The 22,496-nt window shown below is 59.1% G+C and carries 19 protein-coding genes; 16 read left to right on the top strand and 3 right to left on the bottom strand.

All coding sequences use genetic code 11. The features are described 5' to 3' along the window. Window positions 1-3: 3 nt before the first annotated feature. Window positions 4-900 (top strand): hypothetical protein, encoded by an 897-nt coding sequence (locus tag HGA39_04040; GenBank protein ID NTW28518.1) that lies wholly within the window; start codon window positions 4-6, stop codon window positions 898-900. Window positions 901-905: 5 nt separating this feature from the next. Here HGA39_04040 and HGA39_04035 read toward each other — a convergent pair whose 3' ends face one another. Together HGA39_04035 and HGA39_04030 are read right to left on the bottom strand one after the other, a co-directional pair. After that, the gene (locus HGA39_04035; protein ID NTW28517.1) at window positions 906-1,994 is read right to left on the bottom strand and encodes a winged helix DNA-binding domain-containing protein; all 1,089 of its coding nucleotides are present in this window, start codon (window positions 1,992-1,994) and stop codon (window positions 906-908) included. 139 nt (window positions 1,995-2,133) lie between these two features. Continuing rightward, window positions 2,134-3,609 carry a LuxR family transcriptional regulator gene (locus HGA39_04030; GenBank protein ID NTW28516.1) on the bottom strand — a complete coding sequence of 492 codons (1,476 nt, stop codon included), beginning with the start codon at window positions 3,607-3,609 and terminating at the stop codon, window positions 2,134-2,136. 196 nt (window positions 3,610-3,805) lie between these two features. Here HGA39_04030 and HGA39_04025 point away from each other — a divergent pair, with 196 nt between their 5' ends. The 8 genes from HGA39_04025 (at window position 3,806) to HGA39_03990 (ending at window position 10,371) form a co-directional block, all read left to right on the top strand. After that, window positions 3,806-5,479 (top strand): FAD-binding protein, encoded by a 1,674-nt coding sequence (locus HGA39_04025; GenBank protein NTW28515.1) that lies wholly within the window; start codon window positions 3,806-3,808, stop codon window positions 5,477-5,479. A gap of 218 nt (window positions 5,480-5,697) precedes the next feature. After that, window positions 5,698-6,297 carry a hypothetical protein gene (locus tag HGA39_04020; GenBank protein NTW28514.1) on the top strand — a complete coding sequence of 200 codons (600 nt, stop codon included), beginning with the start codon at window positions 5,698-5,700 and terminating at the stop codon, window positions 6,295-6,297. A 94-nt stretch (window positions 6,298-6,391) separates the two neighbouring features. Then, entirely contained in the window at window positions 6,392-6,529 is a 138-nt protein-coding gene (locus HGA39_04015) for a DUF1266 domain-containing protein (GenBank protein ID NTW28513.1), read from the top strand. Between the two features lie 110 nt (window positions 6,530-6,639). Beyond that, the gene (locus HGA39_04010; protein NTW28512.1) at window positions 6,640-6,846 is read left to right on the top strand and encodes a CsbD family protein; all 207 of its coding nucleotides are present in this window, start codon (window positions 6,640-6,642) and stop codon (window positions 6,844-6,846) included. Between the two features lie 327 nt (window positions 6,847-7,173). Next, window positions 7,174-7,359, top strand: a complete 186-nt coding sequence (locus tag HGA39_04005) for a CsbD family protein (GenBank protein ID NTW28511.1) — start codon at window positions 7,174-7,176, stop codon at window positions 7,357-7,359. Between the two features lie 21 nt (window positions 7,360-7,380). Next, the gene (locus HGA39_04000) at window positions 7,381-8,253 is read left to right on the top strand and encodes a DUF3494 domain-containing protein (protein ID NTW28510.1); all 873 of its coding nucleotides are present in this window, start codon (window positions 7,381-7,383) and stop codon (window positions 8,251-8,253) included. 25 nt (window positions 8,254-8,278) lie between these two features. Beyond that, window positions 8,279-8,914, top strand: coding sequence for a class D sortase (locus tag HGA39_03995; GenBank protein NTW28509.1), 636 nt, complete (start codon window positions 8,279-8,281; stop codon window positions 8,912-8,914). Between the two features lie 95 nt (window positions 8,915-9,009). Then, window positions 9,010-10,371 (top strand): HD domain-containing protein, encoded by a 1,362-nt coding sequence (locus HGA39_03990; GenBank protein ID NTW28508.1) that lies wholly within the window; start codon window positions 9,010-9,012, stop codon window positions 10,369-10,371. Between the two features lie 145 nt (window positions 10,372-10,516). On the opposite strand, the gene HGA39_03985 is transcribed toward HGA39_03990, so the two are convergent. Next, window positions 10,517-10,705 (bottom strand): 4Fe-4S binding protein, encoded by a 189-nt coding sequence (locus HGA39_03985; protein ID NTW28507.1) that lies wholly within the window; start codon window positions 10,703-10,705, stop codon window positions 10,517-10,519. A gap of 348 nt (window positions 10,706-11,053) precedes the next feature. On the opposite strand from HGA39_03985, the gene dnaK reads away from it, so the two are divergent. From dnaK to HGA39_03950, 7 genes are all read left to right on the top strand, one after another. Beyond that, entirely contained in the window at window positions 11,054-12,958 is a 1,905-nt protein-coding gene (gene dnaK / locus HGA39_03980; protein NTW28506.1) for a molecular chaperone DnaK, read from the top strand. A 2-nt stretch (window positions 12,959-12,960) separates the two neighbouring features. Then, window positions 12,961-13,542 (top strand): nucleotide exchange factor GrpE, encoded by a 582-nt coding sequence (grpE, locus tag HGA39_03975; GenBank protein ID NTW28505.1) that lies wholly within the window; start codon window positions 12,961-12,963, stop codon window positions 13,540-13,542. 3 nt (window positions 13,543-13,545) lie between these two features. Then, window positions 13,546-14,667, top strand: coding sequence for a molecular chaperone DnaJ (dnaJ, locus tag HGA39_03970; protein NTW28504.1), 1,122 nt, complete (start codon window positions 13,546-13,548; stop codon window positions 14,665-14,667). A 34-nt stretch (window positions 14,668-14,701) separates the two neighbouring features. Then, complete coding sequence (locus tag HGA39_03965) at window positions 14,702-15,109, top strand: helix-turn-helix transcriptional regulator (protein NTW28503.1); 408 nt, start codon at window positions 14,702-14,704, stop codon at window positions 15,107-15,109. A 15-nt stretch (window positions 15,110-15,124) separates the two neighbouring features. Continuing rightward, window positions 15,125-17,704: an ATP-dependent chaperone ClpB gene (clpB, locus tag HGA39_03960; GenBank protein NTW28502.1), complete on the top strand. Its 2,580-nt coding sequence runs from the start codon at window positions 15,125-15,127 to the stop codon at window positions 17,702-17,704. A 347-nt stretch (window positions 17,705-18,051) separates the two neighbouring features. Next, a complete protein-coding gene (locus tag HGA39_03955) occupies window positions 18,052-20,526 on the top strand; it encodes an FAD-binding protein (protein ID NTW28501.1) in 2,475 nt (824 codons plus the stop codon). Between the two features lie 563 nt (window positions 20,527-21,089). Then, the gene (locus tag HGA39_03950) at window positions 21,090-22,265 is read left to right on the top strand and encodes a helix-turn-helix transcriptional regulator (GenBank protein NTW28500.1); all 1,176 of its coding nucleotides are present in this window, start codon (window positions 21,090-21,092) and stop codon (window positions 22,263-22,265) included. Window positions 22,266-22,496 lie beyond the last annotated feature (231 nt).

The following is a 22,496-nucleotide window of genomic DNA, read 5'->3' as shown; positions in this document are numbered from 1 at the left end:
GCGATGGCCACTCTTGCCCCGCGCGTCGTCCTTGTGACGAGAGCGACGCAATACGAAATGCTGATAGGGCGTCACGCAACGCGCGAGCAGGTGCGCTTCTTCCTTGAGGCGCGTGGCCAAGCGATAGAGGTGTTGGAGCAGCAGCATGAACGATTCGAGATGGCCCGGCGTTACGTTATCGGCGCCGTGCCATCTGCCTGGCGCGTTGCGCGAGTCCGCCGAGAAGAACTCGATCGGTTCCTTTTTGAACCATCCGATATCGTCGTGGCTCTTGGGCAGGATGGGCTGGTTGCCAACGTGGCGAAGTACTTGTCAGGTCAAGTAGTAGTCGGACTCAACCCTGATCCGAAAGCATACGATGGCATTCTCGTCAGGCACGATCCGGCGCAGGCCGAGAGGTTGTTGACGGTCGCTGCCACCGGATCTGCGCCCGTAGACGAGCTCACTCTCGTGGAGTGTTGCCTCGACGACGGGCAGCGGCTGCTCGCGCTCAACGAGGTCTTTCTCGGCCATGTTTCGCATCAGACTGCGCGCTACCGTCTGGAAGTTGGGGGAAGGGCAGAGAGGCACATGTCCAGCGGCATGATCGTGGCTACCGGAACCGGTGCCACGGGATGGGCATCCTCGATCTATCGTGGACTTGTGTGTCCACCGACCCTACCCAACCCGTCCGAGCCAGCGGCAGCCTTCCTAGTCCGCGAAGCATTCGCGAGCGGCGTCAGTGGTGTGGAGCTGACGTCCGGGTTACTTGGCGCTAGGGCAGTTCTTCGGGTAACTTCGGAGATGGACTCGGGTGGAGTCATATTCGGTGACGGGATCGAGGCGGATCGAGTTGAGTTCGGCTATGGGATGCAGGCCGAGGTTCGCGTTGCCAAGGAGCGATTACGGCTGTTGACGTGAGGAGATCAATTGGGCAGGAGCCGGACTGCGCTTGCCGCACTCCTCCCCGCAAACCTGTCATATTCGCTCAAGGCTTCGTTGAGCCTTCTTGCATCGGCGGGGTCCATGGGCGAGAAGATCTCTACGGACGAGGCGGTCTTCCGGTTCCCGGGCTTCCATGTGCCGACAACACGCCCATCGACTACGACGGCGGGGCGAAAGACCCCATTGCTGCTGGGAACAATCTTCTGAGCTGCGATGACGTCGAGCGCGATCTCACGATCGGCATAGCCCAAGATGTATTCGTCAAATCCCGGAAGGATATGCACCCTTCGCTCGGTCACCTGCGCCGAGAATGACTTGGCGGGCATCCAGTACGTCGTATCGCCGATCCTCTCGTTTGCCAGTCGAGCTGCCGCCAACCCGATCCCAACCTTGGCGTCGGCAACCATCAGACCCGACCACCAGGCGAAGTCCCTAAGCGTCGCCGGTCCGTGACTGCTGAAGTAGCGATAGGCCAACTGTGCCAAGGAATCCTCACGATCCATGGTCCTTGATTGGGGCACCCACACATCGAGCAGGCCAAACGTTGACTGCCGTCCTTCAGACGCCATCTGGCAGAGAAGACCTTCAAGCGATAGATGCCGCAAGATATGGATCCCTCGCTGTCCGCTTGTGTTGATGCCGGCATGCTCAAGGAGACTCATCGCTTCATAACGCGCAAGCACTCCGCCATCAGCGAGTGCCGCCTCGAACAAATTGCGGCTTTGGGCAAGGATGAGATCGTCAATCTCCAGCTGCTTGCGCCGGTAGGTACTACCGGCAATCACTCGAGGCCCAAGTAAATCAAGAATCCACCGGACGTCTTGACCGGCCACGAAATGCAGAGTGCCTCGCATCGCCCATGTGCGCACTATCGCGGCGCTGGTCAGCGCCTGTTCGATATCGGGTTTGGTTGTCTTGTCCAAACGCAGGCCAACCGCCCAAAGCGCGCTCCAGTACTCCTGAGCCTGAATTCCACCGAGTGTGGCCACAACATCCTGCGGAGTTTCACCGGCGTGCGTGGTGATCTGTTGGTTTGCCAGCCTGAGTCGAGCCACCTCAAGAGGAGTCATCACGCACATCTCCTTGCCGGAGTTACCAGCCATCAAACGGCATCGTTGCTTCCAAGAATGATCATGCAGTCTGCAAGTGTCTGCGGCGATCAAGCGATCTCAGGGGCGAGCACTTTGACCAGAAATCCATGCTGCTGACTCACAGGTCGCAGTTCTCAGGATCATCCGCCCCAAGAATCTCATTCAGGAGCTGTTCGCGAGTGTGAATCTTCAGTTTTTGATATATGTGAAGTTGATGACTCTTGACAGTGTTAACGCTCAAATGCAATTCCTCAGAGATTGTGTGCAGTGTCTTACCAAGCGAGAGGCGATACATGACTTCCCGCTCCCTCTTGGTGAGTCCGTACGTATTTGTGAATTCCTCACATCGGCTGCGAATGATGTCAAGAATATGAGTATCGTCGCCAGCAATATGAGTGGAAACAGCGGCATTGACAATCGCATGCTCATCAAGAGCAGTGTGCCGGCGCGAGCCGGCGATTCTCGAAAAATATGCTGTTCCAGCAACGACAATACCGTACGATATCAAGATCGAAACTACAGCGATAACTCTTTGCTGCCCAGCGAAGTAGATTGCGATCTGCCCCCCCAACACCAGACCTATGCAATTTGCGGTTAAACAAGCAGATATTACTCTGACACCATTGTATAGATTATGAGCAACATAGTCAGATATTGTATTGTAAAGTAGTGCAACATATATAAAGAAAGCTGAAATAGATAGTATAGATATAACATTCGTAGTAATAAGATGAAATACATTTAGGAATACGACAGCAGTCACTAATACCATGACGCTGTAGTGTATTATTGATGATTTCGATAGTCTTTCCAAGATAGTATTTAATACAAATACTATCATTACCAATAATGTAACAACTGAGAATACGCCAGTATCGCTCACGGACATTGGCAAACTACTTCTAATGAAGTTTATGGCAAAGGCGAATATAAACAAGACACACAATAGCCAATACGGTAGGACGCGTGCTTGCTTGGCTTCTGGCAATCTCACGTTCAGAGTGTCTGATGTATTGATGACGAACAGGCATATCACGGCTGCAATAGGTAGCAGTAGCGCGGAAATAGATAGCAGAGCGATTGGGAGTCCGCTGATCACGACGTACAAGGCGAGACCGAACGCACCTCCACCGAGAACTACGAAACTTCGGCGAGCAGCGTCCCTATGCCGAGACAAGACGGACATCAACAGTATCGCCAGCAACACCGTAGCAAGTGCGACAAAACTGTTTGCAGTCAAGCGAATAGCAGCTCTGTCTAGTGGGACCGAAGGCGTTAGGCTGATTGCTATGAGCAGAAGGCTGCCGAAGAGTGCACAGCCGAGCGCAGTAAGTGCCACCCATCGCGCGTTGATTCGAGGGTGTAGAATGCCCGATGCAAGGAATATGGTCAGGTAGATCACGCTTACGAATATGCTGTTTATGTACCAGTTGGTCGAACCGATGCTTTCTGTACTGTCAAGAAGGCCGGGGGCATAGATCACCGTCGTCTCCCAAGCCCAGAAGCACGAGAATCCAAGGGTCAACACTGCTGTCGACCAAGGAGAGGTGCCGACTCCATGCGGGACTCGTTCGCTTCTGTCAATGGGAATCATCGAAGAAGGCCTCTTCCCCTCACCCACTGTTGGTGAGATGCGCCGTTGCAGGCGGAATTCACCTGTGTTGGCGGACGACACCGCGTCCGCGAGCATTCATGATCGCATGGGCGATATCGTCTATCAAGCGACCGATCCGGCTGCAGACGATTCCCCTTGAAGGAATGGGCACTGACGAGTGGAGAAGAGGATGGACATGAAGCAAGGTATCAGCCGTCGTTCGTTTGTCGTGGGGACAGTGGGAGCGGGTATTGCCTCGGCAGGATTGCTGGCCGGGTGTGGAAGCGCCTCTCCGACGAACTCCACAACCTCCATCAAGTGGGATATGGAGACAGAGGTCCTTGTTGTTGGGGCTGGAGGAGCAGGAATAACAGCTGCCACCGCTGCTCTTGATGCGGGTTCTCAAGTGCTTGTCATCGAGAAAGCCAGCGTGGAGAGCAAGACCGGCTACGGGTGCACACGTTCTTCTGGTGGGAATGGCTGCATGATTTCTGATGTCGATGCTGCGGTTAAGTACCTCAATGCACAGAACTTGGGCTTCATCGATGAGGCGATTGAGCGTGCGTGGGCCACTGCCGGCACCACCATGACGAAGTGGCTCACCGACCACAAGATCAACTTCACCCTCCAAAAGGGCTATGGCCCTGACTTTCCCAACTTCCCTGGCGCCTCAGGGTTGCAGGCTATCCAGATTGCCGATCCTGTCAATCCAACTACCGTGCGCGGGGGAGCCTACTACCTGAGTACCATGATTCCCTATGTCACGGGCAAGGGCGGTAAACTGGTCACCAACACGCGAGCTACCGACATTGTTCGAGACGCCAGCGGTGCGGTCATTGGCATAAATGCTCTTCAGGGCGACAAGAAAGTCGCTATCCACGCCAAGAAAGCGGTGATTCTCGCCTGCGGCGGATTTGAGGGCAACGCGCAGATGCTGTTCGAATACGGCCGGATCTACCCCATGGCTGGTCTCGCATGGCCGCTCAACACCGGAGACGGCATCAAGATGTGTCAGGCGATCGGAGCAGATCTTTGGCACATGAACAACGTCTGCTCTCAGGGCTACGGTTTCCAGTATCCCAAGATTTTTGAACTGCGAACTGGTATCAACGGCGCCGGTTGGCCTGCCATGAGCTATGTCTTCATCAACAAGCTGGGTAACCGTTTTCTTTGTGAGAATCCGAACAAAGCGGGCGGCCCTCTTGGCCACCGCAGCTACTTGGACTACGACGCTTGGGATACGAGTAACCAGCAGGTAAATGGCGCTTTCCGAGATACTCCGTTCTATTCTGTTTTTGACAGCAAGGTCATAGCCGCCGGCCCCATCTTCAAGCCCTCTGCCAACTCCGGGATTCGAGCTGTTGATCCAGCAGACGGCGGTCTCTCGCAGGAGTGGAGCACTGATAATGCGGCAGAGATAACGGCTGGCTACATACTCAAAGCCGACACGCTTGAGGATCTTGCAAAGAAGATCAATGCGAACAGCGCAAATGAGGGCTTCGTTATGACTGGAGCTGCCTTGGCAAATACTATTGCGACGTATAATCGCAATTGCGCGGCTGGCAACGATCCGCAGTTCGGACGTCCCGCAGTGGACGCCGGCAAACCGAATCTTGTTCCGCTGGACAAGCCTCCCTATTACGCGCTCCGTCTCATGCCATCTCTTTACAACACACTTGGAGGTCCGCGGAAGAACGCGAAGAGCCAGATCCTCGACACCAAAGGCACTGTGATTCCCCGTTTGTATGCAACTGGGGCGTTTGGCGAATCTGCGGGGCAAACGTACACGATCTACGGCCAGAACTGGTCCGAGATTCTGAACTTCGGCCGGATTTCCGGAGAGGCAGCTGCAGCAGAGAAGGCCCTCTAGGCTCCTTCGAGCGCACGAGCACCAAGCGTTACGGGCCCCCAAGGAGAGCTGGTTCTGAAAGACGGAGCCAGATCTCCCTTGGGGGCAGTTCTACGGACCGAGGGCTGCACATCAACCCCTGTTTGCGCGCAGTCAATCATCCTGCTAGGGGACTCCTAGGCCTGCACGGTCGTCGGGGCATGAGCTGAAATCGACAAGCTAGGGAAGGCACATCAATGATGACAAACCAGCGAGCTTGCGTCGTTGCCTTAGTGGGTGCTGTGTGTCTCGCTGTCATGCTGTCCGTGCTTACAGGCTGTGGTGGGACTACCGGAAATCCGTCTGACACCAGCTCCTCCGAAAGCACCACCACCGTAGTCGTGCCTTGGTCCATGAAGTCGAACTGCGCCACCTGTCATAAGACGGAGGGTTCGTCGACTACAGACTTAAGCTGTCTCGTGTCCAAGCACACAGGTGCCACCTGTACCATCTGCCACAGCGACGTGACTACGCTCACAACCGCCCATAGTGGTGCGACCGCCAGCTCGACAATGCCTACCCGGCTGACAAATACATCGGTGGGCTCCAGTGTGTGCTTGGATTGCCACAAGCAGGCTGATCTCGCCGCGAACACAGTAAACAGCAAAGTACTCACTGACGCTAACGGCACGGTGGTCAATCCGCATGCCCTTCCCGCAAAGACTGAACATGTCGCTATCGAATGTACTAACTGCCATCAGATGCATGTATCGAATGCAAACCTTGCCACCAAAGCCATGGCCGTGTGTGGGAGCTGCCACCATGAGAATGTCTTCCAGTGCCACATCTGTCACTCGTAGCCATCCGATGAGGTGAAAGCAGAGTAGGCAGGAGTCGGGCCGCGCTTACCGCGCCCTCACCGGTTCTTTGGAGGGCGAGGCGTGGCAGAGGATCATGCCGGCAGCGCGGCTCATGCAGTCTACCTTCTCTTCGTGGAAAGACCTCGGGGACAACTACATCATTGGCCGCAGTTTCTGGACGATGGATGAGGCGGGCAACAACGCCATGCGCCAAGCGGAGAGAGAACGATGATGATCAAGTAGGGACAGTGCCCGAGTAACCAACCGCAGTTCCAGAGCGCCGAGCACCCATTAGCGTTTTGGGGTACGTACTCTCAACGCACACCTACAAGAGGAGCCGCAATGGCCATCAGCGACAAAGCGAAGAACAAAGTCAACCAAGCGATCGGCAAGGTCAAGGAGACCGTCGGCGAGGTCACCGACAACAGGCAGTTGGAGGTCGAGGGTCGCCTACAGAGTGGCAAAGCAAAAGTAGCAGAGAAGGTTGACGACCTCAAGAAGACGGTCAAAGACGCCGTCGACAACGTAAAGGATGCCTCCAAGCGGTAGCGGGTCGATCTACCGCGGTTGGTGCCGGAGGCTGAGCTGAGGAGATCACTCGGACGCAGTAATGAGACTGCTTGCCTTGCGGTGCTAGGGCGAAATTGTCGTTCACGACGGTCCGCCATCGACTTCCCTGGAAGCGCCTCCTATTGGGGCGTTTCCTGCTGTCTAAGGGCCCGGGCATGGCAGAACCAACTATACGCTGTTGACGATGGCCCATATGCGGCCGTGCAGTGGGAGGCCGCTCTGTGTGAGTTCCCGCAAGGTGCCGCTGTTTGGGCCACCCGCATCCAGGGTAAGCACGATAAGTGAACGCCGAAATGATGACCCTTGATAGTAGTCGACGACAAGATGAAGAACAAGGCCGATCAAGCGAGCGGTAAGGTCAAGGAGACTGTCGGCAAGATCACCGGCAATGAGCAATTGGAAGCCGAGGGTCGCTTGCGGCACAACAGCTGTCGACTTGATGCGTTCGGTAGCTGCTGGACGCGCAGTCAGACAGCAGGACAAAGGGGATGAATAATGAAGCTGCTCAAGAAGATGCAGCGCGGAGGGCTATTGTTGGTAGTTGCGCTGGTGTCCATGATGGCGGTGCCTACAGTGGGCTTAGCCGCTCAGCCGACAGTGAACCTCGGAACGACTTCATCCTTTGCGATATTGGCCGGCGAGACTATCACGAATACGGGATCGACCACGATCAGTGGAAGTGCCGGCGGAGATGTAGGGCTCTTCCCGGGCACTGCGTTTCCCGGACAGGCGGGCGTGACGCTGAGTGGGGCTGTGCACTTGACTGATGCAGTCGCAAGCAAGGCCAAGGACGATTTGGTGACCGCTTACGACGACGCTGCCGGTAGAACGCCGGTCACTCGCATCCCCACTGAGCTCGGTGGGACTACCTTGACTCCCGGGGTCTACGATTCCGAGAGCGGGACGTTCCAGATAACGGGCACTCTCACACTGGACGCCCAAGGAGATCCCGATGGCGTCTTCATATTCAAGACAGCCTCCACACTCATCACAGCATCGGGCAGCAGTGTAAGCATCATTAATGGCGCCCGGTACTGCCGGGTATTCTGGAAGGTCGGAAGCTCGGCGACCTTGGGAACGAACTCCCACTTCGTTGGGCACATCTTCGCATTGACATCCATCGCGGCCCAGACCGGCGCAACGGTGCAAGGACAGTTGCTGGCGCGGAATGGCTCGGTCACGCTGGACACCAATACCATCACGAATGGTTTCTGTGAGGCCGTCACGGGTGGAACGACTCCGGATGGCACGGCTGGAACGACCGTTACAGGTGGGGTGCTTCCGATCACTTCCACACCTTGGTATAGCATGCTCTTCGCAGCGAGCGTCTTGGCGCTCTTTGGTGCTCTTGGCTGGTGGAGAACCTCGCGAAGGCCCGCTGAATAGGGTGGGTTCTTCACGCTCGATGGCGATGCTGTTCAAGGGATTGTTGGTCTTAGGGGTCGCCGGTGCCTGCTGGGCAGGGGCGAATATCTATGAGCAATCCGTGTCATCGTCTGACGTCTCGGCCAGTTTCTTCACTCGCGCAAGCATTGACTCTGTGGACCAATGGTCGCCGGGCTACGGCGTGGCTTCTGCGGCATCGGACGTTGCGTCCGTCGCCGCAACCGCTAGCCCCAAGGCCGTCCTCTACTCGGAGTATCCGTCTGCGGGTGAAATCATAGGCAGTCTCTCGATACCTGCCATGAATCGTATTCTGCCCATCATCGAGGGCACCGATGCGGACGACTTGAAGCGAGGTGTAGGGCACTTCGCACAAACCGCGCTGCCTGGGGAGGAAGACAACTGTGTTCTCTCCGGTCATCGCGATACGGTCTTCGTAGGGCTGGGCTCGCTGCAGATAGGCGATCAGTTCATTGTGAAGACATCGGCAGGCACGTTCACCTACGAGATCAAGCGCATCTGGATCGTCCACCAAGATGACACGACCGTCATTGTGCCTGCGGATCACGCCGTTCTGACCGTGACCACCTGCTATCCATTCGACTTTATCGGCAGTGCGCCGGACCGCTATATCCTCAGCGCGGACTTGACGTCCAGCCAGTAATCCCGTGTTGCGCTCCGAGGTTTGCAGAGCAAGCAGGGTATATACGCTTTGTGACCGGAGCGGGGAGACCAGCTCGTGACCTGCTGAGGAGACCCATGAGAATCGACCAGTTCGTCATGTCGAAAGACATGGTCGAGTGTTTGGTGGACATTCTGTTGTTGGTGGCAGCCGACGGTTCGATTCTTGACGCCAATGACGCGGCCTTGTCGCGCTACGGCTACTCGCACACTCAGATGCTCACGATGAACATCCGCGACGTGCGCGGACCAAACTACGAGATTCACTGCTTCGAGCAAACCGGAGGCGCTGATGTTACCGGCGTCATGTTCGAAACGGACAACATCTGTGCTGATGGTACCGTGTTCCCCGTCGTCGTATGGCGTGCCCCGGTCACAGTCGAGGGTGAATCGGCGACGCTCGAACTCGTACACGACATCACTCTGCGCAAACAGGCCGACGATGAAGTCCGGTTCAGAAACACGATTCTGTCTACGGTGCAGGAATCCTCGCTCGACGGAATCCTTGTGGTGGATAAGAGTGGGTGTATCCTTTCGCATAATCGCCGTTTCGTCGAGATGTGGAACGTTCCTGAAGAGTTGATGACTTCCGGAGATGACGGACCCCTTCTGGCATTCAACGCGAGTCAGCTACGTGACCCCGAGTCGTTCATCGAGCATGTTCGCAATCTGTACGAAAGTTCTGTGGAGAGCAGCCGAGATGAACTGCTCTTGGCAGACGGCCGAGTCTTTGATCGATACTCATCGCCGATGCTCGGTTCCAATGGGGAGCACTACGGTCGCGTCTGGTACTTCCGAGACATAACGGATCGCAGGCGCATGGAACAAACGCTGGTAGACGCGCTCGCGTCAGTGACCGACGTTATCGGCGCCGTGTCTGAGATGAGAGACCCGTACACAGCCGGACATCAGCGGAGAGTCGCGGAACTCTCCGTCGCGATCGCGCGCGATCTGGGGATGGAGGACAAGGACATCTCAGACCTGCGAATCGCAGCACTCCTGCATGACATTGGAAAGATGTCAGTTCCCACCGAGATACTGACGAAGCCGGGCGCTCTTTCCCCTCTGGAATTCATGCTCATCCATGAGCATTCTGAATCGGGATTCAGCATCCTCACGTCTGCTCACGTACCTGAGCCTATCCCGGAGATTGTGCATCAGCATCATGAGCGCAACGACGGTTCGGGGTATCCGCGTGGGTTGATGGGCGAAGACCTGCTCGACGCGAGCAAGATCCTCATGGTTGCAGACGTCGTCGAAGCAATGGCGTCGCACCGGCCGTACCGACCAAAGCTCGGGATCGACGCGGCGATCGCCGAGATCGAAGCAGGTGCGGGAACGCTCTACGACTCTCGTGTCGTTGAGTCGTGTGTGCGGGTCGTCCGGGCTCCGGGATTCTCTTTCTGGGATGCGCCGGCCGGTCAGGCAGTGAACGACTGAGCCACTCGGGTCTGACGGCAACGCAGCCCATGCGGCCGAGTCTCCCCAGACGCAAAACGAGGATCCCTCTCCTCGTGGTGCGGTCAGAGACCGACAACCGACAGCAAAGGGACCCTTGTCTTGTGGCGTGTTGCAGGTTCTAGATCTAGTCCTCTTCGATCTCCACGATCGCGCCCATCGGACATTCCTCCATGCATGTGGCGCAGCCGTCGCAGTCATCCTCGTTGACCGGTTCGGCGGCCTCGCCGATGATCTCAAGGACGCCGTTGGGGCAAGCGTCAACGCAAATGCCGCAGGCCGAGCAGTCGTCTTCGTTGATGATTGGTCGAGGCATCGAAAACTCCTTATGTATATCGGATTCCCTTGCCCTCGGTCTTGCGACCTCGAGTTCGTGCGTACCATACAGAGCTGCCAGAGCCGTGTAAAGAGTGTTTTGTGCTTTCTTTTCGGTTTATTGAGTGAGACACCCGGATTGTTCGCGCGTGCTGGGTTCGATAGCGCCGAATGCGGGTACGAACACAACGCGTCGTTGGCAAGAAACTTGACAATGGCACACTTAGATTTTAGAGTTCGTTCGAGCACGAAATCTGGAGTAGGTGTAGTGTTTTGCGAGTGTCGTTCAACAAGTAGTAGTTGAGGCGCTTTCGACGTATCGCGCCAGCGTAGGAAAGGGGAATCAGACATGGGCAAGATCCTCGGTATCGACCTCGGTACCACCAACTCGGCAATGGCCGTCCTCGAAGGCGGAGAGCCGACCATCATCATCAACGCGGAGGGCGATCGCACCACGCCGTCCGTCGTGGCGTTTCGGAAGGACGGGGAGCGTGTCGTCGGCAAGGCCGCGAAGAACCAGGCCGTCACCAACCCCGAGAACACCGTCAAGTCGATAAAGCGTTTTATCGGCCGCAAGTTTGAGGAGACCGAGTCGGAGCGCAAGACCGTCGCCTACACGGCGGTCAAGGGCAAGGACGGCCGCGTCGAGGTCGACGTTGAGGGTAAGGGTTACACGCCCGAGGAGATCTCGGCGATGATCCTCCAGAAGCTCAAGAGCGATGCCGAGAAGTACCTCGGCGAGACGATTACGCAGGCCGTCATCACGGTTCCGGCTTACTTCAACGACATGCAGCGCCAGGCCACCAAGGACGCCGGCCGCATCGCCGGCCTCGAGGTGCTCCGTATCATCAACGAGCCGACCGCAGCTGCGCTGGCTTACGGCCTCGACAAGGGCGACAAGAGCGAGACGGTTCTCGTGTTCGACTTGGGCGGCGGTACGTTCGACGTCTCGATCTTGGAGCTTGGCGAAGGCGTGTTCGAGGTCAAGTCTACCAACGGTGACAACCACCTCGGTGGCGACGACTGGGACCAGACGGTCATGAACTGGCTTGCCGAGAAGTTCAAGAACGACAGCGGCATCGACCTGCTCAAGGACAAGATGGCCCTGCAGCGCCTCAAAGAAGCAGCCGAGCGCGCGAAGATGGAGCTGTCCACCACGCAGCAGACCCAGATCAACCTGCCGTTCATCACGGCGGACGCTTCAGGCCCCAAGCACCTCGACTACACCCTGACCCGTGCCGAGTTCGAGCGCATCACCAACGATCTGCTCGAGCGTACCCGCAAGCCTGTCGAGGCGGCCATCAAGGACGCCGGCGTGTCCAAGAGCCAGATCGACGAAGTCATCCTCGTCGGCGGATCGACCCGCATGCCCGCCGTGCAGGAGCTCGTCAAGAAGATGACCGGCAAGGACCCGCACATGGGTGTCAACCCGGACGAGGTTGTCGCGGTCGGCGCGGCCATCCAGGCCGGTGTGCTCTCGGGCGACGTAAAGGACATCCTGCTGCTCGACGTGACCCCGCTTTCGCTGGGCGTTGAGACCCTCGGCGGCGTCATGAACAAGATGATCGAGCGCAACACCACCATCCCGACCCGCAAGACCGAGACCTACACCACCGCAGCCGACGGTCAGACGAGCGTCGAGATCCACGTTCTGCAGGGCGAGCGCGAAATGGCCGCGGCGAACAAGACGCTCGGCAAGTTCCACCTGACCAACATTCCGTCGGCGCCGCGCGGTATCCCGCAGATCGAGGTCACCTTCGACATCGACGCCAACGGCATCGTGAACGTCTCGGCGAAGGATCGCGGCACCGGCCAGGAGCAGAAGATCACGATCTCGGGCTCCACAGCGCTGTCCGACGATGAAGTCGACCGCATGGTGAAGGACGCCGATGTTCATGCCGAGGAAGACAAGAAGCGCAAGGAAGAGGTCGAGATCCGCAACACGGCCGACTCGCTCGTCTATGCGACCGAGAAGACCCTGAAGGACCTTGGCGACAAGGTTCCGGCCGACTCGAAGACCCAGAACGAAGAAGCCATTGCGGCCACCAAGAAGGCCCTCGAGGGCAGCGATATCGACGCGATCAAGTCCGCGACCGAGAAGCTGCAAGAGGCGTCGTTCAAGCTTGCCGAGGTCGTCTACCAGCAGGCAGAGGCCGAGAAGGCGGGCGCCGAAGAGGGCGCGAAGCCGGGTGCCGATGACGAGGTCGTCGACGCCGAGTACGAAGTCGTGGACGACGAAAAAGAGGGCAAGTAGTTATGAGTCCGCACCAGAAGAAGGACGGGGCCCCAACAGGCCCCGTCCCCTCAACTGACCCGGAACTGGCTGACGACCTGGGCTCGGAGTTCGAGTTCAGGGGCGACGTCGTTCAGGCCGAGCTTGACGCGGCGCGCGCCGAAGCGGAAGAGCTTCGCGATCGCGTTCTGCGCAGTCAGGCGGAGTTCGAGAACTTCCGGAAGCGCACCGCCCGCGAGCGTGAAGAAGAGCGCAAGCGTGCAGCGCAGCGAGTGATCAGCGAGCTATTTCCGGCTATCGATAACCTTGAGCGCGCGATCGAGCACACAACCGTTGGTGGAGATCTCAAGCATCTGCTCAAGGGTGTGGAGTCGGTGCACTCGCAGATCCTCAGTATTCTCTCCAAGGAGGGCGTGGAGGTCATCGACCCGTTCGCCCAACCGTTCGATCCGATGAAACATCAGGCGATCAGCCAGCACGAAGATCTGGAGGTTCCGGAAGGAACCGTGGTCGAGGTCTTCCAGAAGGGCTACTCGATGGGCGGGATCGTTATTCGCCCTGCGATGGTTGTCGTGTCGGCCGGAGGACCTCCGCGCAAGGAGTAGGACATGGCGCCGACCCAGAACTACTATGACCTGCTCGGCATCAAGAAGGATGCGACCGCTGACGAGGTCAAGAAGGCGTTTCGCCGTCTTGCCCGCAAGCACCATCCCGACGCCGGCGGCGATGAAGAGAAGTTCAAGGAGATAAACGAGGCGTACGAGGTGCTCTCGGACGCCGAGAAGCGCGCGCAGTACGATCAGTACGGGCAGTATTTCGGCGGAAACGTCCCGCCGGGCGCAGGCGGCGGCTATCCCGGCGGCTCGGGCGGATTCCCGGGCGGGGCCGGCGGATACACGTCGGTGAACTTTGGCGACCTAGGAGATCTCGGCGACCTGTTCGGGGGGGTTTTTGGCGGGTCGCGCGGCGGTGGACGTACGCAGGCACGCAGGGGTCAGGATCTCGAGATGAAGCTCGACCTGACGTTCGAGCAGGCATTCACCGGTATGGCGACGCAGATTGAAGTGGACCGCGAAGTCCCGTGCGCGACATGCTCGGGGTCCGGCGCGAAGCCAGGCACCTCGGCGACGACGTGCCCATCGTGCGGCGGCACAGGCACTACGGCCGACGGGCAGGGGATGTTCGCGTTCTCCCGCGCCTGTTCGCGGTGTTCCGGCTCCGGCCGAGTGATCGAGCAGCCGTGCTCGGCATGCCGAGGGGCGGGCCGCGTGATGAAGCGTCAACCGGTCACGGTCAACGTGCCGGCGGGTGCCACCGACGGCGGCCGTCTGCGTTTCAAGGGCAAGGGCGAGACCGGCGTCAACGGCGGGCCGGCAGGCGACCTGTACGTGGTCACGCACATCAAGCCGCATCCGTACTACACGCGCGAAGGTGCCGATGTGGTGCTCGACCTGCCGATCTCGATCACCGAGGCAGCGTTGGGAACCGCGGTTGAAGTGCCTGCGCCCGACGGGTCGCGGCCCAAGATCAAGATTCCGGCAGGCACGCAGAGCGGCAAGGTGTTCCGGCTCAAGGGCAAGGGTGCACCCAAGCTGAAAGGCTCCGGTAACGGAGACTTGCGGATCAAGGCGCGCGTCGTGACGCCCGAGAAGCTCACTGCCGCTCAGCGCGAGGCGCTGGAGCGGTTCGCCGCCGAGCAGACTCACGACGTGCGGGCCCACCTCAGTTAGTGACGCGAAGGCGATACTGGAAGGTTGACGCGAAATGGCTAACGAACACAGCGATCGCGAGCGGCCGCTGTACATGATCAGCGTAGCCGCCGATCTCGCAGGCGTGCACCCGCAGACCTTGCGCATCTACGAGCGCAAACGACTCGTCTTTCCCAAGCGCTCCCTCGGCAATACGAGGTTGTACTCATCGGCCGATGTCGACCGGCTGCGCTTCATCCAGCAACTCACGCAGGAGGAGGGTGTCAACCTCGCCGGCGTGACACGCATCATCGAGTTGCAGCGCGAAGTCGAGCGGCTCGACGCGGAACTGCGGGCGGCGCGCGACATGCTCAGGCGCGCCGACAAGGCCGCGCACATCGCGCGGGAGAACGTGCGCAGGTACGAGGTGCACACGGCGCTGGTGCGAGTGGACCGCGGCGCCGTCATGCGGCGCGAAGGCTGAAAGGACCAGACGATCATGAGACTCGACAGACTCACCATCAAGGCGCAAGAAGCGCTCGAAGCTGCCCAAGGCATCGCTGACGACGCGAAGGCGGGCGCGGTCGAACCGGAGCACCTGCTTAAGGCGCTGCTGGACCAGGCCGAAGGCATCGTGCGGCCGATTCTCTCGAAGGTCGGCGCCGATCCGGCGATGCTCGATGCGGCGGTGCAGGAAGTCATCGGCGGCGCGCCAAAGGTGACCGGTGCGACGATGACCGTCGGGCCCCGGCTCAACACCGTGCTCTCCGAGTCTTTCAAGATCGCCGAGAAGATGAAGGACGCCTACGTCTCCAGCGAGCACCTGCTCCTGGCGCTTGCGTCCGACCGCGGCGCCGCGGGTAAGGTTCTCGAGGGCGCCGGTGCGACGAGCGCGCGGCTTTCCACTGCGGTCCAGGAGTTGCGGCGCGGCTCGAAGGTGACCGACCAGAACCCCGAAGCGCAGTTTCAGGCGCTCGAGCGCTACGGGCGCAACCTCACACAGGCGGCGCGCGATGGCAAGCTCGATCCCGTCATCGGCCGCGTCGACGAGATTCGCCGAGCGGTGCAGGTGCTTTCGCGCCGCACGAAGAACAATCCGGTGCTGATCGGCGAGCCGGGTACGGGGAAGACCGCGATCGTCGAGGGGCTCGCCCAGCGGATCGTGGCCGGCGACGTGCCCTCGAGCCTGCGCGACAAGGACATCGTCTCGCTCGACCTAGCCTCGATGGTTGCGGGCGCGAAGTACCGCGGCGAGTTCGAGGACCGGCTGAAGGCCGTGCTGCGCGAGGTGACTGACGCCGAGGGCCGCATCATCCTCTTCATCGACGAGCTGCACACGATCGTGGGCGCCGGTGCTGCCGAAGGCGCGATGGACGCGGGCAACATGCTCAAGCCGGCGCTTGCGCGCGGCGAGCTACACGCCATCGGCGCGACGACGCTTGACGAGTACCGCAAGCACATCGAGAAGGACGCCGCCCTCGAGCGCCGGTTCCAGCCGGTGTTCGTGGGCGAGCCGAGCGTGGAAGACACGATCTCGATCCTGCGCGGCCTCAAGGAGAAGTACGAGGTTCACCACGGCGTGCGCATCACCGACGGTGCGATCGTGGCCGCCGCCGAGCTTTCGAACCGCTACATCTCCGACCGCTTCCTACCGGACAAGGCGATCGACCTCGTGGACGAGGCCGCCAGCCGCCTGCGCATCGAGATCGATTCGATGCCCGCCGAGATCGACACCGTCGTCCGTCATCTCACGCAACTCCAGATCGAGGAGCAGGCGCTGATGAAGGAGACCGACAAGGCGAGCGCCGAGCGTCTCGACACGCTTCGCGCCGAGATGGCGCAGGTCAACGAGCAGCTGGCAGGAATGAAGGCTGCCTGGCAGAACGAGAAGGACGTCATCCTCACCGTCCAGAAGCTCAAGGCCGATCTTGATGAGGCGCGCGGTGATGAAGAGCGCGTTACGCGCGACGGCGACCTCAACCGCGCAGCCGAGATCCGCTACGGCCGCATCCCGCAGCTCGAGCGCGACCTCGTCACAGCCGACGAGAAGCTGCGCAGCCTGCAGGAGTCCGGCGCCATCCTGAAAGAGGAGGTCACCGAGGAGGAAGTCGCCGAGGTGGTCTCGGCATGGACGGGCGTGCCGGTGAGCAGGCTCATGCAGGGCGAGATGGCGAAGCTGGCGACGCTCGAGGACGTGCTGCACCGCCGGGTCGTCGGTCAGGACGAGGCTGTCAACGCTGTCGCGGGCGCGATCAGGCGCTCGCGCGCGGGGCTCTCGGACCCCAACCGACCCATCGGCAGCTTCCTGTTCTTGGGCCCGACGGGCGTGGGTAAGACGGAGCTGGCGCGCACGCTGGCGGCGTTCCTCTTCGATGACGAGAAGTCGATGGTGCGCATCGACATGTCGGAGTACATGGAGAAGTTCAGCGTCCAGCGGCTCATCGGAGCGCCTCCGGGATACGTTGGCTACGAAGAGGGCGGCCAGCTTACCGAGGCCGTGCGGCGCAGGCCGTACTCGGTCGTGCTGCTCGACGAGATCGAGAAGGCGCATCCGGACGTCTTCAACGTGTTGCTGCAGGTGCTCGACGACGGGCGCCTCACTGACGGCCAGGGCCGGGTGGTGAGCTTCAAGAACGCCATCATCGTCATGACCAGCAACGTGGGCTCGCAGTTCATCCAGGCGTTCGCCGAGGGTGGCGCCGACGAGAAGTCGATGGAGCAGATGCTCCAGGAGGCGCTGCGCGCGACATTCAGGCCGGAGTTCCTGAACCGTGTCGACGACGTGGTGGTCTTCCATGCGCTGTCGCTCGATCAGATCGCGACGATCGTGGAACTGCAGCTCGAGGAGGTGCGCAAGCGCCTTGCGGATCGCAAGATCACGCTGACGCTCTCTCCGGCCGCAGTCGAGAGGCTGTCGCTCGACGGCTTCGACCCGGTGTTCGGTGCGCGTCCGCTCAAGCGGCTCATCCAGCGCGAGGTCGTCGATCGCGTGGCGAAAGCCGTGATCGAGGGTCGCGTGCACGAGGGGTCGACGGTGGAGTTCGATGTCGACGACGAGGGTGAGCTGGTGGCGCGGTAGCTCATAAGCCAAACGACCGGCCGAGAAGGTCGACAAGAACAGCCAACGTAGCGGCGAGCCCAAGCGGCCCGCCGTCTTCGTATTGGCCGACGAGTCGGCTCTCTCCATGGTTCAGGCGGTCCCATTTGGATCGCTGCGTTGGCAACCGCGCTCGGCCACGAGATGCAGCTTGAACCCGGGATGTTCATGTGTCTACGTGTTCCTTTCGCGTTCCACTGGCGAGGCCGTCCCAAATTCACTCATCTGGTGTGACACCTATCCTCCGTCTGATGTGACTCGCGATGGCCCCCGTTTCTCCACAGTGTTCTGGGACTGTTGCGAGACAAAACAGAGAGGACGGAGAAGCCATGGCAGGAAGAGCGATTGGAAGGCGAGAGTTTCTGAAAGGTGTCGCCGCGAGCGGCGTCATTGTAGGGTTAGGGGGTCTGGCGCTTACAGGGGAAGGATGCGTCAAGAAGGGCAAGGTTGTAACTGCCAGCGCCACGGCACAAGGGCATGGAGGGCCGATCACAGTCACATTGGGAGTCAATGACGGCACTGGCAAGATCGTATCTTGCGACATCGTTGGTGACGACGAGACGCCCGGCGTCGGCGGACGCGCTGTCGAAGAGATGCCCGCCAAGATTGTCAGCGCGGGGAACCTCAGTGTTGACGGCATAGCGGGTGCGACGATGTCCTCCATGGCGATCATATCCGCCGCGACGACCGCGTACACCGAAGCGATGGGTTCTTCTTCGATCCAAGCGATTATGGCGCCAGGAACGTACGATGGGCACAGCGACAGCTACTGGCTCGGCTACACCACTCCCGTCAAGGTTACCGTCGACCGTGACTCCATACTCAGCATTGAGCTCCCAAAGCCTGAGGATCGATTCAGGCATGGCGAGACATCAGTGATGCTCAAAGCGTGCATTGAGAGGCTTGTTCCCCGCATTATCCAGAATCAGTCGATAGCGGTCGACGCGGTCACGGGTGCGACGGTTACGAGCAGCTCGATCAAGAGCGGAGTTCGAATGGCGCTGCTAGCAGCGCTGAAGGCGGGCGGGTCACAAGAAGCCGCCATACAGAAGTTCATGGCTGCGCCAAAGAAGAGCGAAGGGGAGACGACAGAGCGGCTTGAGTGCGACGTGCTTGTCGTCGGTCTCGGCGGCGGCGGCATTCTCGCAATGAAGAGCGCTTTGGACCAGATCAATCGCCTTTCGACCAAGCCTTTGAGTGATGGCCGAGTGAGCATCATCGGCATCGACAAGGCAGGGAAGGTCGGCGGCAAGACCGCGCATGCTCATGCCGGACTGGCGATCAACCCTCCGAAATACAAGGCGAAGTTCAATCAAGGTCGTGACTACACCAATCGCAATGACTTCGAGTCAAAGTACCTGCAGTACCTCACTCGAAGCGACGGCAGCATGGCCGGCAAGCCGGAAGTCGTAAAGGCTTGGATCGACGCTACTGGTCCCGCTATCGACTTCATGTATGACAACGGCTTTCGTTTTGGCACCCTAGAGAAGGGTGCGTTCATTGACGGTATCAACATCTGGGACATCGCGCCAGCGCCGAGCGATCCCGGCACCTTCGAGGACCGTCGCCTTCTATACGACGGCTATGCTCGGGGGATTCTCGCCAGCGTCGTCGCCCAAGGGGGAAGATGCCTGCTCGAGACCGAGGCATATGAATACATTACTGAGGGAGGGAGAGTTGCGGGTGTCAAGGCGCGCGACCTTGTCACAGGGAAGCAATACACCATCCTCGCGAAGGCGGTTATACAAGCGACTGGTGGATTCGGCGACAGCCAAGAACTGATCGATAAGTGGCTGCAGCCCAAGCAGGCTGGGCCGAGAGTCTTCTTCGATCTGGGAACAGACGACGGCAAGATGATCAAAGCAGCAGTCGCCGCCGGCGCGGGGACTTGGAACATAGACTCGCCGCCGATGACAGGTGAGACCGTTTCGACCTACACCATGCTGCACAAGTACCCGGCAATCGTTGATAGTGCTGAGAATCCGGAGTTGTACCGAATTTCGGGCCGGCCAAAGGCGTGGTCATTGAACGATATACCCTATGGGATCGGGTGCGATGCAACTTGTATGAACGTTGACAAGGACGGCAAGCTCTTCTGGAGCACGGTCTACAACACGGCCACTGGAGCATTGAATACGTTCAGGCCTCAGACGACGGTTACCGGAAACTACTTCTACACGATCCTATCGAACAAGCAGCTTGATTCATTCAGGGATAAAGGCTTCCTCTATACAAAGTGGAAGAACTGGGGAAACCGCTACGGAGAGTTCCCGGCCAAGACGCCTGTTCCTGAGATCTACGAAGTCGTTGACGCGGCGCTCTCCGTAAAGAACTACATGTACAAAGGGGACACCATCGAGGCGCTTGCGAAGCAGATCGGCATCGATCCAGCTGTCCTGAAGAAGACACTCGAGACATACAATGGGTACTGCAAAACAGGGGTGGATCCACAATTCGGAAAGCCGAAGAACTGCCTCGTCGACCTTGGCGATAGTGGCCCCTATTATGCGGTCAAGTTGTCGAATAGGGCGTTCGCAACCTGCGGCGGCCTCGACGTCGACGCGCAGATGCGCGTTCTGAAGGCCGATCACGTGACCCCGATAGAGGGCCTCTACGCCATCGGCGTCGACTCGCTCGGTGTCATCATCAACAATGAAGTCGGATACAGCGGCTTCATGGGATCTGCCCAATCGTGGTCGAGGACGGGTGGCTACATTGCCGGTGCGGCGGCCGTCACGTACGTGCGTGACAAGCTCGGGCTGTCCGTGTCTTCGGTTGCCATGGCCTATTCCAAGCCCAAGTAGCCGAAGAAGCGGCTCGCTGAAGAAGCACCGGGCCTTCCCGGTGCTTCTTCAGCTTTCGGGCCAAACCGGCGAAATGACGGGAGACGCCGAGCTGTCGAATTGATCCACGGGCCAGAAGCTCCACGAGTTGAGATGAGGCGAGAGTGCGCGAGGGGACCGGCGGGCTAGCGGTGGTCAAGCGATTTGGCTGGACTTGAAGAAGACCATCTCAAACCCCGCTATTCTCCCAGCTGGCGTCCACATGTGACCCGCAGTGATCCGAGCACGCATGCTACAATACGGCCGCAGTCTGGCCGTGGAGGGTTCATGTGACGAAGCGAACGGACAGAGTTGCAAGGGCAATCGGCTTGGCCACGGTTAGCATCATATCCAATAATGTTCAGAGTACGTTCTTCACGGGCCCCATCGGCCCCGTCAGCAGCGTCGACGCCTTGCCTTTCTCAATTGTGTCAATGTTGTCGAGCACAGCTTGTTTGCTTCTGATGGCAGTCGTTGTCCTCCGACTACCTCGATTCGCATCGTTTCTCCCTTGGCTATACGCCATCTTCACGGGAGCAGGGTTGTTGATTTGGGGAGCATCGGCGTTCATCGCGGGCACAACCTCGCTTTCCTGGCTGATAGTGCTAGTTGCACTCTCTATCGGCTTTGGAGTCAGCTTCGGGTCAGCGTATTGGATTGCGACGCTCGTCGAGGAGCAGGCTGAGGACGCAATTCGGATCCTCATAGCCGCTCCCTGTATCTCGGCTGTCCTCGGCTTCTTCACTCGATTGCTTGGCTCTTCGAGTGTACGCGTATACGTGCTTGTCTTGCTGTTTGCGCTCTCTGTGTTCCTGATGATGACCACAACGAGAGCTGGAACGAAAGAACCGGCAGCCTACGGACTGACGAGATTCTCGATCGCATTCGGAGGCGTCGTCACTAGGACTTGGAAGGCCGCTCTGTTCATCGCGGTATTCGGCTTCGCGAGCGGCGCGATGCGAGCGATATCGGTGCCTGAGCGTGCGCTGGAGTTCAATGCGTCCATTGCGCTTTCGATTCTGATAGGCACTTCCATCTACTATCTCGTGTCACGCTACGTTGACGGTGGATTCAATTCAATGCCCGCGCGAATCGCAATGCTTCTCTGTGCGGCGACCATCTTTCTTTCGCTTCCATTCACTGCAGACCGGTACTGGATACTGCTGTTGGGAGTGATTGATGTTCTCTATATGTGTCTGTCGATCTATATGAATGTCACCGCTGTCTCAACCTCGAAGGTTGGCTCGCTGTCGCCAGTCGCGACGATTGCATTCCTCAAAGGTGTGGTCTTCCTGTTCGTGGCCTTGGGTTTTCTCGCCAACCGCGCACTCCGGGTCTCAATTGGAGGAGATTCTACGGGTCCTCTTGTTCTAGCTCTCATCACGGTGTATCTGGTCATACTCGTGATTGTGCCGCTCGTCTCGAAGCGCGGCGGAGTGAGCGCGAGCGCTTCGACCGGCATCGCGGGCGTGCTCCTGGACATCTCAGAATCCGACATAAGAGGAAACGACGCACTGAAGAAGACCTACGGCCTGACAACGCGGGAGATCGACGTTCTTCTCCTGCTCCTGGCGGGGAGAGGCTCCTCGAGCATAGCCGATGCACTTTACATCTCCGACAATACTGTGAGGACGCACCTGAAGAGGATCTATGGCAAGTTGGGCGTCCACAATCGCGAAGAGGTGAGAGATCTCGTGCAGCACGAGATCGCCAAAGGGTGATTCACTGTGCCGCCGTGCCGGCCAACGGGATTGACTGGTGCACTCTACTTCTTCAGTCATCCGCACAACCCCGAGGGCAACACCTGCGCCGGCTGGCTGTGTTGCAGGGAAGCGAATCCCACCACAATTGCCCCGCATGGTTACCTGGGCGCTAGCTTGCTCGCTACATTCGACGCGTCGGCGTCGTCTCCCGGGCTGAGCGGATGGCCAGGGTCGCGTGGTGAGTTTCAA

Source organism: Coriobacteriia bacterium (assembly GCA_013336165.1).
In the GTDB taxonomy this organism is placed as follows: domain Bacteria; phylum Actinomycetota; class Coriobacteriia; order Anaerosomatales; family JAAXUF01; genus JAAXUF01.
The sequence above is the reverse complement of the archived record's forward strand: the minus strand, read 5'-3'. Positions and strand labels throughout refer to the sequence as shown.